Source organism: Pseudarthrobacter sp. SORGH_AS 212 (assembly GCF_030818145.1).
Classification (GTDB): Bacteria; Actinomycetota; Actinomycetes; order Actinomycetales; family Micrococcaceae; genus Arthrobacter.
In genome coordinates this window covers 4,129,224-4,144,482 of the sequence record NZ_JAUTAA010000001.1, presented here as the reverse complement: position 1 = coordinate 4,144,482, position 15,259 = coordinate 4,129,224, and the positions used below count along the sequence as shown (strand labels likewise).

Below are 15,259 nucleotides of genomic sequence, written 5' to 3'. Positions count from 1 at the left end.
CCAGCCAACCACGGGGCACCGACATCCGCGCGGCTCGTGCACGGCGGCGCGGCCCCCCGCAGCCTCGAGGCTAGGCGTTGAAGTAGGCCTTCAGGTCGTCAACGCGGTCCAGGCGTTCCCAGGTGAAGTCGGGGTCGTCCCGGCCGAAGTGCCCGTGCGCTGCCGTCTTGGCGTAGATGGGGCGCTTCAGGTCCAGAGCGTCGATGATGGCCCGCGGGCGGAGATCAAAGATCTCAGCGATGGCGGCACTGATCTGTGCAGGGTCAACGGTCTCGGTGCCGAATGTTTCAACGTAGGTGCCTACCGGGCGGGCCTGGCCGATCGCGTACGCGATCTGGATCTCGGCGCGCTTGGCCAGCCCGGCGGCCACGACGTTCTTGGCGACCCACCGCATGGCGTATGCGGCGGAACGGTCCACCTTTGACGGGTCCTTGCCGGAGAACGCTCCGCCGCCGTGGCGGGCCATGCCGCCGTAGGTGTCGACGATGATCTTGCGGCCGGTCAGCCCGGCGTCACCCACGGGACCGCCGATGACGAATTCGCCGGCGGGGTTGAGGATGTTGGCCGCCCGGGAGACATCAAGGTTTGCGGCGGCGAGGACCGGTTTGATGACAATGGAGGCGAGGTCGGACCGGAGCTGTTCCAGGCTGGCGCCCTCAGCGTGCTGGCTCGAGATCACCACAGTTTCGACGGACACAGGCCTGTCGTGGTCGTAACCTACCGTGACCTGGGTCTTGCCGTCGGGGCGCAGGTAGGCAAGTTCGCCGGATTTGCGGACTTCCGTGAGGCGTTCAGACAGGCGGTGCGCCAGCCAGATGGGGGTGGGCATGTAGGACGGCGTTTCGTCGCTGGCATACCCGAACATCAGGCCCTGGTCGCCGGCGCCCTGGAGGTCGTAGTCGTCCTCCTGGCGTCCTTCGCGGGCCTCAAGGGAGTTGAACACTCCCCCGGCGATGTCATTGGACTGCTGCCCGATGGACACCGACACTCCACAGCGTGCGCCGTCGAAGCCGTTGGCGGATGAGTCGTAGCCGATGCCGAGGATGGTCTCCCGGACAATCTGCGGGATCTCCACGTAGGCGTCGGTGGTGACTTCGCCGGCAACGTGCACCAGCCCGGTGGTGGCCATGGTTTCCACGGCCACCCGGGACTCCGGATCGGCCGCAAGGAGGGCGTCCAGGATGGCGTCACTGATCTGGTCGCAGATCTTGTCCGGGTGGCCTTCGGTGACGGACTCCGAGGTGAAGAGCCGAAGGGACGAGGGCGTAGCCCCGGAGGTCTGGTGAAGGTGCAGCGGTAAAGTCACTCAACTACCTTACTGGTTGGATCACGCGCGGCCGTCAGGAGACGTCGCGGGATGTCACGGTACTAAGCAAACGTGGTACTAAACACGTCACGCCCGGGGCGACACCTGGTTCAGTTCGAAACCGATGCGGCTGATGATGGCCGCGGAAACGTCTGCCTTGGTGCCGGACGCCTCTTGGGGTTCGGAGCCGGAACGGGCCAGGATGACCACTGAATTGGTGTCCTTGCCGAAGACCTTGTCCGAGCCGACATGGTTGACCACCAGCAGGTCGCAGCCCTTGCGCTGGAGTTTGGCCTCCGCGTAGGCCAGGACATCCCCGTGCTGGTCACCCGTTTCAGCAGCAAAGCCCACAATGAGCTGGCCGCCCGCTGCTGGACCGGCGATGCCTTGGTTGCGGCGCTCGACGAGCTCCTGCAGGATGTCCGGGTTGCGGACCAGGGTGATGACGGGATCTGCAGTGTCGTCGCGTTTCTTGATTTTTGTGTCCGAGATGTCCGCGGGGCGGAAGTCTGCCACAGCGGCGGACATGATGACGACGTCGGAATCAACGGCGGCAGCAAGCGCAGCCTCGCGCAACTGCAGGGCAGTTTCGACGTTGACCACGTCGACGCCCGGGGGCGGCGGAACTTCCATGTGGGCTGCGAGCAGCCGGACGGTTGCACCGGCGTTCCGTGCGGCGACGGCCAGGGCTACGCCCTGCTTGCCGGAGGACCGGTTGCCCAGGAAGCGGACGGGGTCCAGTGGTTCGCGTGTTCCGCCGGCGCTGATGGTGACGGTCTTGCCGGCCAGCGGAAGCTGGAAATCAGTTTGTCCGTGGACCAGCGCCATGGCGGCGTCGAAGATGGCATCAGGTTCGGGCAGCCGTCCCGGCCCGGAGTCCGAGCCCGTCAGCCTGCCGGAAGCCGGCTCCAGTACCGCCGCACCGCGCCCGCGGAGTGTTTCCACGTTGGCCCGGGTTGCGGGGTGCTGCCACATCTCGGTGTGCATGGCGGGCGCGAAAAGGACGGGGCCGTGGGCCATCAGCAGCGTGTTGGTGAGGAGGTCGCCCGCCTGGCCCGTGGCCGCTTTGGCCAGGAGGTCGGCCGTGGCCGGGGCGATGACCACGAGGTCCGCCTCGTGGCCCAGCCTGACGTGGTTGACCTGGTGGACGTCGTCGAAGACGCTGTTGCTCACGGGGTTGCCGGAGAGGGCCTCCCAGGTGGCAGTCCCGACGAAGCGGGTTGCCGCCTCCGTGGGGATCACCGTGACATGGTGGCCGGCTTCAGTAAAAAGCCGGAGGAGCGATGCCACCTTGTAGGCGGCTATCCCTCCCCCGACTCCGAGGACTATGCGCACGTGACCTCCGTCAGCAGCACGTCATGCGGCAGATGTTATTCTGCGGCTTCGATCGGTGTGGATACCAGCTTGCCCTCGTTGATCTCGCGCAGGGCGATGGAGAGGGACTTCTCGTTCAGCTTGGTGTCTACCAGGGGGCCGACGTACTCGAAGAGTCCCTCGTGCAGCTGGGCGTAGTAGGCGTTGATCTGACGAGCGCGCTTGGCACCGAAGATCACCAGGCCATACTTGGAGTCTGCCGCTTCGAGCAGCGAGTCGATCGGCGGGTTGATGATGCCTTCAAGGTTCGTGGACACGAATTCTCCAAAAATTCTAGCGGGCTGACGGTTCCTGCAGGTGTGCATGAGGAGTCAGCCCCATGAGTGAAACAAGCTCGTCCGCTGCCCGGCGGACGTCGTCATTGATGACGGTATGGTCGAACTCCGGTTCAGCAGCAAGTTCCAGTTTAGCGGTTTCCAGCCGGCGCTGCTGTTCTTCCGGGGTTTCTGTGCCGCGGCCCACCAGGCGGCGCACCATTTCGTCCCAGGTGGGCGGGGCGAGGAACACGAACTTGGCGTCCGGAACGGCCTCCTTGACCTGGCGCGCACCCTGGAGGTCGATTTCCAGAAGGACGGAACGCCCTTCCTTAATGGCCTCGTTGACGGTGCTCTTCAACGTGCCGTAGGTGTTTTGGCCATGCACTACTGCCCACTCCAGGAGATCACCCTCCGCAATGAGCCGTTCAAACTCCTCCGTGGACTTGAAGAAGTAGTGCACGCCATCCACTTCGCCCGGGCGGGGGGCACGGGTGGTGGCTGAGACGGACAGCCAGACCTCGGGGTAGTTGTCGCGGATATAGGTGGATACGGTGCCTTTGCCAACAGCTGTCGGACCTGCGAGGACTGTCAGTCCGGGTTTCTTGCTCACGTATTCCTTTGCCGAGGTTTCGGGGTTGGGGCGGGCCGGCGCCGGCCGGCCCTAATGTTCGTCTATAAAATCTACCAGCGCCCGACGCTGGTGGACGCCGAGGCCCCGGACGCGGCGGGACGCGGCAATGCCCAGTTGTTCCATGATGGCAGCTGCCCGCACCTTGCCGATGCCCGGCAGCGCTTCGAGGAGTTCGGACACCCGCATCCTCGCCAGGGCGTCGTCGGCGGCAGCCGAGTCGATAATGTCGGCTGCGGACCGTTTGCCGTTCTTGAGGCTTTCCTTCGCGGCAGCCCGGGCAGCGCGTGCGGCCGCCGCCTTGCCCAGGGCCTCGGCCCGTTCCGACGCGGATAACGGTCGCAGTACCATGACGCATACCCCCGGAATCGGCGGAATTTATCCAAGGGCGGCCGCCCTTGGACCTGTCCTGAAACTACCCTCTGGTGCTGGATGAATCAATGGATGGGCGCAAACCGGGAACTATTCCCGGCTCAGCCCTGGCGCAGGCCCGCCAGGGTCCGCTGGGCGGCTTCCCACAATCCGCGGGGTTCCGGTCCCGCAGCCAGGATGTCCCGACTGGATGTGCCCAGGACCAGCGGGTAGGCATCCCCGAAGGTGGCCCGCAGGTCGGCCGGCGTTGCGCCCTGGGCGCCCAGCCCGGGGGCCAGGATGGGGCCCCGGACGGCTGCGAGGTCAAGGTCAAGGTCCGCCAGGGCGCTGCCGACGGTGGCCCCCACCACCAGGCCCACCGAGCCCAGGCCGCTTTGGTACCGTTCGTTCTCGCGGGCGGCTGCGGAGGTGATCCGGCGTGCCACCGAGTCCGCTCCCCCGACGTGCTGCACGGATGCACCCTCCGGGTTGGAGGTCAGCGCCAGGACGAAGACGCCGCGCCCGGTCTCGGCCGCGAGGTCCAGCGCCGGGCGCAGGGATTCGAAGCCGAGGTAGGGGCTGAGGGTGACAGAGTCTGCCGCCAGCGGGGATCCGTCGCGCAGCCAGGCGTCGGCGTAGGCGGCCATGGTGGAGCCGATGTCGCCTCGCTTGGCGTCTGCGATGGTCAGGACCGAGTGGTCCCGCGACTCAGCCAGGACTTCCTCCAGTACCGCCATGCCGGCGGAGCCGTGGCGCTCGAAGAGCGCCACCTGGGGCTTGACCGCGGCAGCGAGCGACGCCACCGCCTCGACTACGGTGAGCGAGAAGCGGCGCAGGCCCGCGACGTCGTCGGCCAATCCCCAGCTCTTCAGCAGTGCCGGGTGCGGGTCGATGCCCACGCACAGCGGGCCGCGGGAGGACATGGCGGCGCCGAGCCGGGAGCCAAAGGACTCCCGGCCCTGCACGTCAGCTGACGCTGGTACCTGCTCAGGCATGCTGCAGGTCTGCCTTCCCGGCTGCGGCCTTCTGGGCTTCGCCCAGCGCTGCGGCGTGCTCCTGGAGGCTGGTGACGGACCATTCGTACGTGCGCATGGCCTCGATCGCCTGGACGGCGGCGTTGAACTCGGCCACCGTGGTGATGCAGGGAATGCCGATGGACGTTGCTGCCGCGCGGAGTTCGTAGCCGTCGCTGCGGGCTTCTCCGCCCGAAGGCGTGTTGAAGACCATGTCGATCTCGCCGGCGACGACCAGGTCCGCAATGGTGCCTTCGCCCTCGGCGCTGCTGCCCTCTGCCACCTTGCGGACTGGGGTGGCCTGGATGCCGTTGCGGCGCAGGACGTCCGCGGTGCCGCCGGTGGACACGATTTCGAAGCCCAGGTCCGAGAGCCGCTTGACGCCCATGATCACGGACCGCTTGTCGCGGTTGGCCACGGAGACAAAGATCTTGCCTTCGGTGGGCAGCGCGTTGTTGGCGGCCGCCTGGCTCTTGGCGAACGCGGTGTCGAAGTGCTTGTCGATGCCCATCACCTCGCCGGTGGAGCGCATCTCCGGGCCAAGCAGGGAATCCACCACTTTTCCTTCAACGGTGCGGAACCGGCTGAACGGCAGCACTGCTTCCTTGACGGCCACGGGCGCATCCAGGGGCAGGGTGGACCCGTCACCGGTCTCGGGCAGCATTTTGTAGGCGGTGCGGAGCTGGTTGATGGTCACGCCGGTCCCAATGAGGGCCGCCGCCTTGGCCATCTGGACGCCTGTGGCCTTGGAGACGAACGGCACGGTGCGGGAGGCCCGCGGGTTGGCTTCGAGGACGTACAGAACGTCGGAGGCCAGCGCGAACTGGATGTTGATCAGGCCGCGGACGCCCACGCCTTCGGCGATGGCGCGGGTAGCGGTACGGACCCGCTCGATGACGTTGCTCCCCAGCGTGATGGGCGGCAGGACACAGGCGGAGTCGCCGGAGTGGATACCGGCTTCCTCGATGTGCTCCATGATGCCGCCCAGGTACATGTCAGTGCCGTCGAAGAGGGCGTCGACGTCGATTTCGACGGCGTCTTCCAGGAACCGGTCGATCAGGACCGGATGGTCCGGGGTGATCTCTGTGGCGTTGGCGATGTAGCGGGAGAGGTTCGGCTCGTCGTAGACGATCTCCATGCCGCGGCCGCCCAGCACGTAGGAGGGGCGGACCAGGACCGGATAGCCGATTTCGTCAGCGATCTTCTTGGCGTCCTCGAAGGATACGGCGGTGCCGTTCTTCGGGGAGATCAGGCCCGCCTTGTCCAGGACGCGGGAGAAGGCGCCGCGGTGCTCGGCCAAGTCGATCGCCTCGGGCGAGGTTCCCAGGATGGGGACACCGGCGTCGGCCAGCTGCTGGGCCAGCTTCAGCGGGGTCTGGCCGCCGAGCTGGACAAACACGCCCATGACGCCGCCGGTGCGTTCTTCGGCTGCGATGACCTCAAGGACGTCCTCAAGGGTCAGAGGCTCAAAGTACAGGCGCGTGGACACGTCGTAGTCGGTGGAGACGGTCTCCGGGTTGCAGTTGACCATCACAGTCTCGTACCCGGCCTTGCGCAGGGCCATGGAAGCGTGGACGCAGGAGTAGTCGAACTCAATCCCCTGGCCGATGCGGTTGGGGCCTGAACCGAGGATCAGGATGGACGGCTTGGAGTGCAGCGCCACCTCGTCCTCCTCGTCGTAGGACGAGTAGTGGTACGGCGTGTAGGCGGCGAACTCGGCGGCGCAGGTGTCAACGGTCTTGTAGACGGGGCGGATGCCCAGGGCCTGGCGGACACCGCGGACCACTGCCTCGGAGTTGTGCGTCAGGGCACCGATCTGCTCGTCGGAGAACCCGTGGCGCTTGGCACGCTGCAGCATGTCCGTGGTGAGGGCGCCGGCCTGGCGGATCTCCCGGGAAACCTCGTTGAGCAGTTCGAGCTGGTCCAGGAACCAGGGATCGATTTTGGTGGCCTCGAAAAGCTGTTCCACGGTGGCGCCGCCCAGCAGGGCGCGCTGGACCTGGTACAGCCGGTCCGTGGTGGGGCGCTTGGCCTTTTCGATGAGCTCGGCGACCTCATACTCCGGGACGGAGCTGAAGTCCAGCTGCGAGCCCTTCTGCTCCAGGGAACGGAGGGCCTTCTGCAGGGCTTCGGTGAAGTTGCGGCCCATGGCCATGGCTTCGCCCACCGACTTCATGGTGGTGGTGAGGGTGTTGTCCGCGGCCGGGAACTTCTCGAACGCGAAGCGGGGAACCTTGACCACCACGTAGTCGAGCGTCGGCTCGAAGGATGCCGGGGTCTTCTGGGTGATGTCGTTGGGGATCTCGTCCAGCGTGTAGCCCAGGGAGAGCTTGGTGGCGATCTTGGCGATCGCGAATCCGGTGGCCTTGGACGCCAGGGCCGAGGAGCGGGAGACGCGGGGGTTCATTTCGATGACCACCACGCGGCCAGTGGCGGGATCGATGGCGAACTGGATGTTGCAGCCGCCGGTGTCCACGCCCACTTCGCGGATCACGGCGATGGAGACGTCACGGAGCTTCTGGTACTCGCGGTCCGTCAGGGTCAGGGCCGGCGCCACGGTGATGGAGTCGCCGGTGTGCACGCCCACGGGGTCGAAGTTCTCGATGGAGCAGACGACAACCACGTTGTCGTTCTTGTCCCGCATCATCTCGAGCTCGTATTCCTTCCAGCCGAGGATGCTCTCCTCGAGCAGGACCTCGCTGGTGGGGCTGTACTGAAGGCCCTGGCCCACGATGCGGCGGAGGTCGTCCTCGTTGTAGGCCAGGCCGGAGCCCAGGCCGCCCATGGTGAAGGAGGGGCGGACCACCATGGGGTAGCCCAGGTCGTCGGCAGCCTTCAGGGCCTCGTCCATGCTGTGGATGATGTGGCTGCGGGCGGATTCGGCACCGCAGCGCTCCACCACGCCTTTAAACTTTTCGCGGTCTTCGCCAAGCTCAATGGCGGCAATGTTCGCGCCGATCAGTTCCACGTTGTACTTCTCGAGCACACCGTTCTTGTCCAGCGCGATGGCGGTGTTGAGCGCCGTCTGGCCGCCCAGGGTGGGCAGCACAGCGTCCGGGCGCTCTTTGGCGATGATCTTCTCCACCACCTCAGGGGTGATGGGCTCGATGTAGGTGGCGTCGGCGAACTCGGGATCGGTCATGATGGTGGCCGGGTTGGAGTTCACGAGGATGACGCGGAGGCCTTCCTCCTTGAGGACACGCAGTGCCTGGGTACCGGAGTAGTCGAATTCGGCGGCCTGGCCGATGACGATCGGCCCGGAACCAATGACGAGGACGCTCTTGAGATCTGTACGTTTCGGCATTACTTCTTGTCCTCAGTCTTGTTGTCGGAATTCTTAGGCATTGCCGATTCAGCGCCTGCCGGGTGGGCGGAGTCCACGGGATCCTTGGACTCGTTGGCGGTCTTCCCGTCCCGCGTCCCCTCCATCAGGTCGATGAAGCGGTCGAACAGGTACGCGGCGTCGTGCGGGCCGGCCGCGGCCTCGGGGTGGTACTGAACCGAGAAAGCCGGAATGTCGAGGCAGGCGAGGCCTTCCACGACGTCATCGTTCAGGCTGACGTGGCTGACCTCCACCCGGCCGTAGCGCTCCTCCGGGGCCCGGGTGGCGCCGTCGAGCGGTGCGTCCACGGCAAAGCCGTGGTTCTGGGAGGTGATTTCCACCTTGCCGGTGCGGCGGTCCATGACGGGCTGGTTGATGCCGCGGTGGCCGTAGCGGAGCTTGTAGGTGCCGAATCCGAGGGCGCGGCCCAGGATCTGGTTGCCGAAGCAGATGCCGAAGTACGGCAGCTTCTCGTCCAGGACGGAGCGGAGCAGCTTGACCTGGGCGTCGGCCGTGGCCGGGTCGCCGGGTCCGTTGGACATGAAGAAGCCGTCGGGGTTTACCGCCTTGACGTCCGCGAGGGTGGCAGTGGCGGGCAGGACGTGGACGCGCACGCCGCGCTCAGCGAACCGGACAGGGGTCATGGCCTTGATGCCGAGGTCGATGGCGGCGATGCTGAACCGGGGTTCGGCGTCCCAGCCGTGGTCCTTGGGCTCCACTACGTAGGCTACGTCTACGCTGACTTCCTCGGCGAGGCGGGCTCCCTCCATGGGGGCACTGGCGAGGACGGCGTCCACCAGCTCCTTGTCCGATGCCCGGGCCGCGTCACCGGAGAAGATGCCGGCGCGCATGGTCTTGTGTTCGCGGAGGTGGCGGGTGATGGCACGGGTGTCCACGCCCTGGATACCGACAATGCCCTGCTCGACGAGTTCTTCGTCCAGGGACCGTTCGGAGCGCCAGTTCGAGGGACGGCGGGCGGCGTCGCGGACAATGTAGCCGGCCACCCAGATGCGGCGCGATTCGGCGTCTTCACTGTTGACGCCGGTGTTGCCGATGTGCGGTGCGGTCTGGACCACCAGCTGCCGGGCGTAGGAGGGATCGGTGATGGTTTCCTGGTAGCCGGTCATGCCCGTGGCGAAGACAGCTTCGCCCATGGCGGTTCCTGTGGCGCCGTAGCTGGTGCCGCGGAAGATGCGTCCGTCTTCGAGGACGAGCGCAGCGGGGGCTGCCGGGGTGGCGGTGGTTGAAGTCACTGTATTCGCTTTCACTGTCTTACTTTCCACTGGTGGCGTCAGCCGCCGGGGCTGAAGAGATCAATTCCTGGAGTGCTGTGTACAGGGTGTCCTTGTCCGCCGCGCGGCGGGTCCGGAAGCCGGTGTCCAGCTCGTGGGAGCCGTGCAGCCAGGTCAGGACGAGCAGGCCGTCCTTCTCCACGAACTTGCCGGCCATGCCGCTTTCCTGCCGTACGCCGGTGAGCGATGCAGCGGGGATGTAGAGGGCGGGGGCGCCGGCCCGGTCGAACAGCACACCGTCCGGGTACACGGCCAGGGTTGCGTTGGTGCGGATGCCGAGGCTGTGGACGGCCACCCGGTCAAGCCAGTCGCCGCCGGTGGTGGTGGCAACGTACTGTCCCTCGGCTTCGGTGGACAGCTCGCCCGGTTCCGCGGGCGCCTGGGGCAGGGGCCCGACGTCGGACTGGCGCTTCAGGCGGTTGCGCCAGCCAATGCCGAGGAGGACAAAGACGACGGCGATGATCGCCAGCATCGCCAGTCCCGGAAGGATTTTTTCCATCAGGCGGCGCCTGCCTCGACTGCGGCGTGGGGGTAGGGAGTGTTGAGCTCGCCGTCCAGGACGGTGGGGTGGCCCTTGAAGAACGTGGCCACCACCTTGCCGGGGAGCTCGCGTCCCTTGAAGGGTGAGTTCCGGCCCATGGTAGCCATCCGGAACGGGTCCACCGTCCAGCGGGCGGCGGGGTCCACCAGGATGACGTTGGCCGGTTCGCCGGCTTCGAGCGGCCGGCCCTGGTCTTCCAGCCGGCCGATCTGCGCAGCCGCCGCGGATGTGACGCGGGCGAAGTCGGCCCAGGTCATCAGGCCGGTCTCGATCATGGTGTGCTGGACCACGGACAACGCGGTCTCCAGGCCGGTCATGCCCATGGCCGCCTGTGCCCATTCGCATTCCTTGTGCTCGCTGGGGTGCGGCGCATGGTCGGTCCCCACAACGTCGATGGTGCCGTCCGCCAGCCCGGCGCGCAATGCCTGGACGTCGGCGTCGGTACGCAGCGGCGGGTTGACCTTGAAGACGGGGTCATAGCTGCGGACCAGGTCGTCGGTGAGGAGCAGGTGGTGCGGAGTGACCTCGGCGGTGACGTTGATGCCGCGTTCCTTGGCCCAGCGGATGATTTCCACCGAACCGGCGGTGGACACGTGGCAGACGTGCAGCCGGGAGCCGACGTGCTGGGCGAGCAGCACGTCCCGGGCGATGATGCTTTCTTCCGCAACGGCGGGCCAGCCGGCCAGGCCCAGGACGGCGGACACCTCGCCTTCGTTCATCTGTGCGCCGGCGGTCAGGCGCGGTTCCTGCGCGTGCTGGGCCACCACGCCGTCGAACGCCTTGACGTACTCCAGCGCCCGGCGCATCAGGACGGGGTCGTGGACGCAGATGCCGTCGTCGGAGAACATCCTGACCCGGGCCCGGGAATCGGCCATGGCACCCAGTTCTGCCAGCTGCTCCCCCGCAAGGCCCCACCGTGACGGCGCCCACCGGGCGGACATCAACCCAGCCTGCGGTGCGTCCCAGGGTGTAGACCTGCTCCACCACACCGGCCGTATCGGCAACCGGGGTGCTGTTGGCCATGGCGTGGACGGCCGTATAACCGCCGAGGGCAGCTGCGCGGGTTCCGGTCTCCACGGTTTCCGCGTCCTCCCTCCCGGGCTCACGGAGGTGGGTGTGGACATCCACCATGCCGGGCAGCGCCACGAGGCCCGCGGCGTCAATGACCGTGACGTCCCCGTCCTGCCCTTCCGGCGAGAGCCCTGTGCCGACTTCGGCGATGATGCCGTCGCGGATCAGCAGGTCTGCCGGCTCGCCGCCCAGGATGGAGGCGCCTTGGATCAAGTAGGTTCCGGTGTTGCCGGCCATCAGATGCTCTCCTTGGTGGAATGGGCGGTTCCGGCGGTGGCCAGGACCGGGGTTGCGGCCGCTTCCCGGGAGTCCCCGGAGAGCAGCAGGTACAGCGCAGCCATCCGCACGGACACACCGTTGCGGACCTGCGCGAGGACCGTGGAACGGGGTGAGTCGGCTGCGGCTGCGCTGATTTCGAGCCCCCGGTTCATGGGGCCCGGGTGCATGATGATGGTGTCTTTCATGCCCAGGGTGTCGAGGGCGCGCAGGCGGTTGTCATCGAAGCCCCAGCGGCGTGAGTATTCGCGGGTGCTGGGGAAGAACGAAGCGTTCATTCGTTCGCCCTGGACGCGGAGCATCATGACGGCGTCTACGCCCCGGGCGAGTGTCTCGTCGAGGTCGTAGCTGACGCTGCAGGGCCACTTTTCGACGCCGATGGGCAGCAGGGTGGGCGGCGCAACCAGGGTGACTTCCGCACCCAGGGTGCGCAGGAGCCAGACATTGGAACGGGCCACCCGGGAGTGCAGGACATCGCCGGCGATCGCCACGCGCATCCCTTTCAAATCGGCGCCTTCAGAGGGGGTACCCGACAGTTTCGCCCAGTGCCGGCGCATGGTGAAGGCGTCCAGCAGTGCCTGTGTGGGGTGCTCGTGGGTGCCGTCGCCGGCGTTGATGACCCCGGCATCGATCCAGTCCGTCGCGGCGAGACGGTGCGGTGCGCCGGAGGCCCAGTGGCGGATGACGACGGCGTCGGCACCCATCGCAGACAGCGTCTGGGCGGTGTCCTTGAGGGATTCACCCTTGGAGACCGATGATCCTTTGGCGGCGAAGTTGATGACGTCCGCGGACAACCGCTTGGCTGCCGCTTCGAAGGAAATCCTGGTGCGGGTGGAATCTTCGAAGAAGAGGTTTACCACGGTGCGGCCGCGCAGGGCGGGAAGCTTCTTCACTTCACGGTCGCCCACTGCCGACATCTCCTCGGCGGTGTCGAGGATGCGGATGGCGTTGTGGAGGCTGAGGTCCTGGGTGGAGAGCAGGTGCTTCACAGTCCGCCCTCGATCACGACTTCGTTGACGGGGGTTCCGCCGGCCGGGGTGTCGGTCTCTTCGAGCCGGACCCGGACCTTTTCCACGGAGGATGTGGGCAGGTTCTTCCCTACATGGTCGGCCCGGATGGGCAACTCACGGTGTCCGCGGTCGATCAGGACGGCGAGGCGGACGATGCGCGGGCGGCCCAGGTCCACGAGGGCGTCCAGTGCTGCCCGGATGGTCCGGCCGGAGTACAGGACGTCATCGATCAGGACCACGACTTTGTTGTCGATGCCGGTACGGGGCAGTTTGGTGGGGTGCGGCGGGCGGGTTCCCTGGTGCGAAAGGTCATCCCGGAACATGGTGACGTCCAGTTGGCCGACGATGGCGGTGGCGTCAACGGTGCTGTCCGCGGCGGCGATTTTCTGGGCCAGCCGGACTGCCAGCGGATATCCGCGGCGGGGAATGCCCAGCAGGACGAGGTCCCGGGATCCCTTGTTGGCTTCGAGGATCTCATGGGCGATACGAGTGAGGGCACGGTCTATGTCAGCCTGGCTGAGTACTACCCTGGCTGGAACCGGTGCGCTGGTGACAGAAGTCAACGCTCGTCTCCCCTTTCCCCGCCTCACAGGACGGAATTAAAAAAGGATCATGTGCGTTTCAAAATTACCATAGGCCCGCCCCCCGGCGGCGCCGGATCAACGCGTTGATCGTCACATTGAAACGCGGCGTGCGGACGGTCCTTGGACCGGACCACCCCGCCACCTAGGCTTGCGGATATGTCGACGCATCCCCGCCAGCCGCCGTCGGGCCCGCCCTTCGGTCCCCACCCTGGCGCTTCCGGCCCCCTGCCCGGCCCAGCGAATCCCAGCTGGATGGGCCAGGTCGCACCGCAGCATTACCTGGCTGCCCCGGACCACCGCGGCCGCCCCGTCAGCAGCGTCCTGCCTCCCCCGGACCAGGAAGCGGCACGCAACCCGGGCAGGCTCAACGGCGGACTGGTTGGCCTCACGGTGGCGGGCGGAATCCTCGCCTTCCTCAGCCTGTTCCTGGTGGTGCCGTTCCTGCTGGCTAACACGGGAACGGCCGGGTTCGTGGGGGGCTTCGTCGCGTCCCTGATACCGCTGTCCCTGGTACTGCTGGCCGTTGCCATCATCGACAAGTGGGAGCCGGAGCCAAAGCGGCTGCTGTTGTTCGCCTTCACGTGGGGCGCGGCGGTGTCGATTGCCGTCACCCTGCTGGTCCAGCCGCTGTTTGTGCTGACGTTCCAGTTCTCGGATGAACCCGACCTGCGGACATACATGGCAACGGTGCAGGCACCCATCGTTGAAGAGTTCGCGAAGTCCCTTGGCCTGCTGGTCCTCCTCCTGCTGGCCAGGAAGCATTTCGACGGGCCGGTGGACGGCGTGGTTTTCGCCTTCACGATTGCCGGCGGCTTCGCGTTCACCGAAAACATCCTCTACTTTGGCCGCGCCATCTCCGAGGCGCCGGGCCCGGGCGGCGATTTCGCGCAGGTGTTCTTCCTCCGTGGCGTGATGTCTCCGTTCGCCCACGCCATTTTCACCGGGACCACCGGGCTGATCATGGGCTTCGCGGCCCGGCGATGGCACACCGGAGTTTCCATCCTGGCCTTCTTCGTGGGACTGCTGCCGGCGATGTTACTGCACAACCGGTGGAACAGCATGGGCAACGGCTTCCTGGTGGACTACATCGTGGTGCAGGTGCCCATCTTCTGCCTCGCGGTTGCCGGGATTGTTGTGCTGCGGGTGGCGGAAAAGCGGCTGACCAGGCAGCGGCTGCTTGAGTATTCCGCCGCGGGCTGGTTTACGCCGGCGGAGGTCGAATTGCTGGGTACCATTGGCGGGCGGCGGACCGTGCTGAACTGGGCCGCCGGATACGGCAAGAAACAACAGATGAAGGACTTCCTCAGGGCAGCCACGCTGCTGGCCAATATCCGGCAGCGGATCCTCAGCGGCCGCGATGTGCAGCTCCACCAGGCTGAGGAGCGCAAGCAGCTCCAGCGGGTATTGGCACTCCGGGCAGCAATTGTCGCCTAGCCCGTACCGGGGTGCGCCGGGTTCCTTGGTCCCGTCCCGGGCTTGGTCGCGGAACCGGACCTTGCAGGTTCTGACCCGCGAACAGGACAGCGCGGTTTCTCACGAACGTCGCAACAGTCTGTTTTGAAGTTAGCACTCCGGGGCATGGCGGCCCCTGCTTCGGGGCCGCTTGATCACCCAAATGGGCTGACAATTCGATGACAGATTCGACCTGAGGCGCGGAGAGCTCTCGATTGAAGGACGGCGTTGGCCGCCGCCCTTTCCCTGCCTGCCGGGCGCTCAGAGCGGCAGCGGCCGGTTTTCGACGACGTTCTTCATGACCAGGGTGGAACTCAGCCGTTGCACGCCGGGGAGAGAGGAGAGTTGCTCGTCGTAGAGTCGTTGGAACTCCCGTATGTCGCGGGCGACGACTTGGAGGATGTAGTCGGGGTCACCGAAGAGGCGTTGCACGCGCAGGGCGTTGGGCACGCCGGTGACGGCGTCTTCGAAGGCAGCCACCGTGTCGCGGTCCCCGTCCCGCATCGTGACGAAAACCAGGGCTTCAAAAGTGAGGCCCAGTGCCTCGGCGTCCAGCTGTGCCCGGTAGCCGCTGATGGCCCCCGACTGCTCAAGAGCCCGCAGCCGGCGGTGGCAGGGCGACAGGCTCAGCCCCACGCGCTCAGCCAGATCGGTCAGTGAAAGGCGGCCGTCCATCTGCAGCTCAGCAAGAATTCCTGTCTGACTTGTCCATAGGGAAAATTCTCCCCCAAACCGGACGCCAGCCCAAAAAACTTGGAAGCACATTTCGGCCGCACTTCCCT

13 protein-coding genes and 1 pseudogene are annotated in these 15,259 nt (G+C 66.4%); 1 reads left to right on the top strand and 13 read right to left on the bottom strand.

Annotated features, from left to right (window positions below; translation table 11 throughout):
• Nucleotides 1-70 precede the first annotated feature (70 nt).
• The 12 genes and pseudogenes from metK to pyrR all read right to left on the bottom strand — a co-directional run bounded on the left by metK (nucleotide 71) and on the right by pyrR (nucleotide 13,004).
• Complete coding sequence (metK, locus tag QE394_RS19045) at nucleotides 71-1,306, bottom strand: methionine adenosyltransferase (protein ID WP_261619675.1); 1,236 nt, start codon at nucleotides 1,304-1,306, stop codon at nucleotides 71-73.
• 87 nt (nucleotides 1,307-1,393) lie between these two features.
• Nucleotides 1,394-2,641, bottom strand: a complete 1,248-nt coding sequence (gene coaBC, locus QE394_RS19040) for a bifunctional phosphopantothenoylcysteine decarboxylase/phosphopantothenate--cysteine ligase CoaBC (RefSeq protein WP_261619676.1) — start codon at nucleotides 2,639-2,641, stop codon at nucleotides 1,394-1,396.
• A 35-nt stretch (nucleotides 2,642-2,676) separates the two neighbouring features.
• Nucleotides 2,677-2,937: a DNA-directed RNA polymerase subunit omega gene (gene rpoZ, locus QE394_RS19035; RefSeq protein WP_003800778.1), complete on the bottom strand. Its 261-nt coding sequence runs from the start codon at nucleotides 2,935-2,937 to the stop codon at nucleotides 2,677-2,679.
• Nucleotides 2,938-2,953: 16 nt separating this feature from the next.
• Entirely contained in the window at nucleotides 2,954-3,547 is a 594-nt protein-coding gene (gmk, locus tag QE394_RS19030) for a guanylate kinase (protein WP_056079391.1), read from the bottom strand.
• Between the two features lie 51 nt (nucleotides 3,548-3,598).
• Nucleotides 3,599-3,916 carry an integration host factor, actinobacterial type gene (gene mihF / locus QE394_RS19025; RefSeq protein WP_015937189.1) on the bottom strand — a complete coding sequence of 106 codons (318 nt, stop codon included), beginning with the start codon at nucleotides 3,914-3,916 and terminating at the stop codon, nucleotides 3,599-3,601.
• A 122-nt stretch (nucleotides 3,917-4,038) separates the two neighbouring features.
• Nucleotides 4,039-4,911 (bottom strand): orotidine-5'-phosphate decarboxylase, encoded by an 873-nt coding sequence (gene pyrF, locus QE394_RS19020; RefSeq protein ID WP_349035265.1) that lies wholly within the window; start codon nucleotides 4,909-4,911, stop codon nucleotides 4,039-4,041.
• Nucleotides 4,904-8,233 (bottom strand): carbamoyl-phosphate synthase large subunit, encoded by a 3,330-nt coding sequence (carB, locus tag QE394_RS19015; RefSeq protein ID WP_268157519.1) that lies wholly within the window; start codon nucleotides 8,231-8,233, stop codon nucleotides 4,904-4,906. The genes pyrF and carB overlap by 8 nt, the downstream gene beginning before the upstream one ends.
• Complete coding sequence (gene carA, locus QE394_RS19010; RefSeq protein ID WP_349035264.1) at nucleotides 8,233-9,504, bottom strand: glutamine-hydrolyzing carbamoyl-phosphate synthase small subunit; 1,272 nt, start codon at nucleotides 9,502-9,504, stop codon at nucleotides 8,233-8,235. Before carA ends, carB begins: the two co-directional genes overlap by 1 nt.
• 19 nt (nucleotides 9,505-9,523) lie before the next feature.
• Nucleotides 9,524-10,042, bottom strand: coding sequence for a hypothetical protein (locus QE394_RS19005; RefSeq protein ID WP_349035263.1), 519 nt, complete (start codon nucleotides 10,040-10,042; stop codon nucleotides 9,524-9,526).
• Nucleotides 10,042-11,392, bottom strand: a pseudogene (locus tag QE394_RS19000) (dihydroorotase). Before QE394_RS19000 ends, QE394_RS19005 begins: the two are co-directional and overlap by 1 nt.
• Nucleotides 11,392-12,420 carry an aspartate carbamoyltransferase catalytic subunit gene (locus tag QE394_RS18995; protein WP_268157514.1) on the bottom strand — a complete coding sequence of 343 codons (1,029 nt, stop codon included), beginning with the start codon at nucleotides 12,418-12,420 and terminating at the stop codon, nucleotides 11,392-11,394. Before QE394_RS18995 ends, QE394_RS19000 begins: the two are co-directional and overlap by 1 nt.
• Entirely contained in the window at nucleotides 12,417-13,004 is a 588-nt protein-coding gene (gene pyrR / locus QE394_RS18990) for a bifunctional pyr operon transcriptional regulator/uracil phosphoribosyltransferase PyrR (protein WP_349035262.1), read from the bottom strand. Before pyrR ends, QE394_RS18995 begins: the two co-directional genes overlap by 4 nt.
• Nucleotides 13,005-13,181: 177 nt before the next feature.
• On the opposite strand from pyrR, the gene QE394_RS18985 reads away from it, so the two are divergent.
• On the top strand, nucleotides 13,182-14,459 hold the full coding sequence (locus QE394_RS18985; RefSeq protein WP_349035261.1) for a PrsW family intramembrane metalloprotease: 1,278 nt from the start codon (nucleotides 13,182-13,184) through the stop codon (nucleotides 14,457-14,459).
• A gap of 279 nt (nucleotides 14,460-14,738) precedes the next feature.
• Here the strand turns inward: QE394_RS18985 and QE394_RS18980 are convergent, their stop codons facing one another.
• Nucleotides 14,739-15,170, bottom strand: a complete 432-nt coding sequence (locus QE394_RS18980) for an Lrp/AsnC family transcriptional regulator (RefSeq protein WP_349035441.1) — start codon at nucleotides 15,168-15,170, stop codon at nucleotides 14,739-14,741.
• Nucleotides 15,171-15,259: the final 89 nt, after the last annotated feature.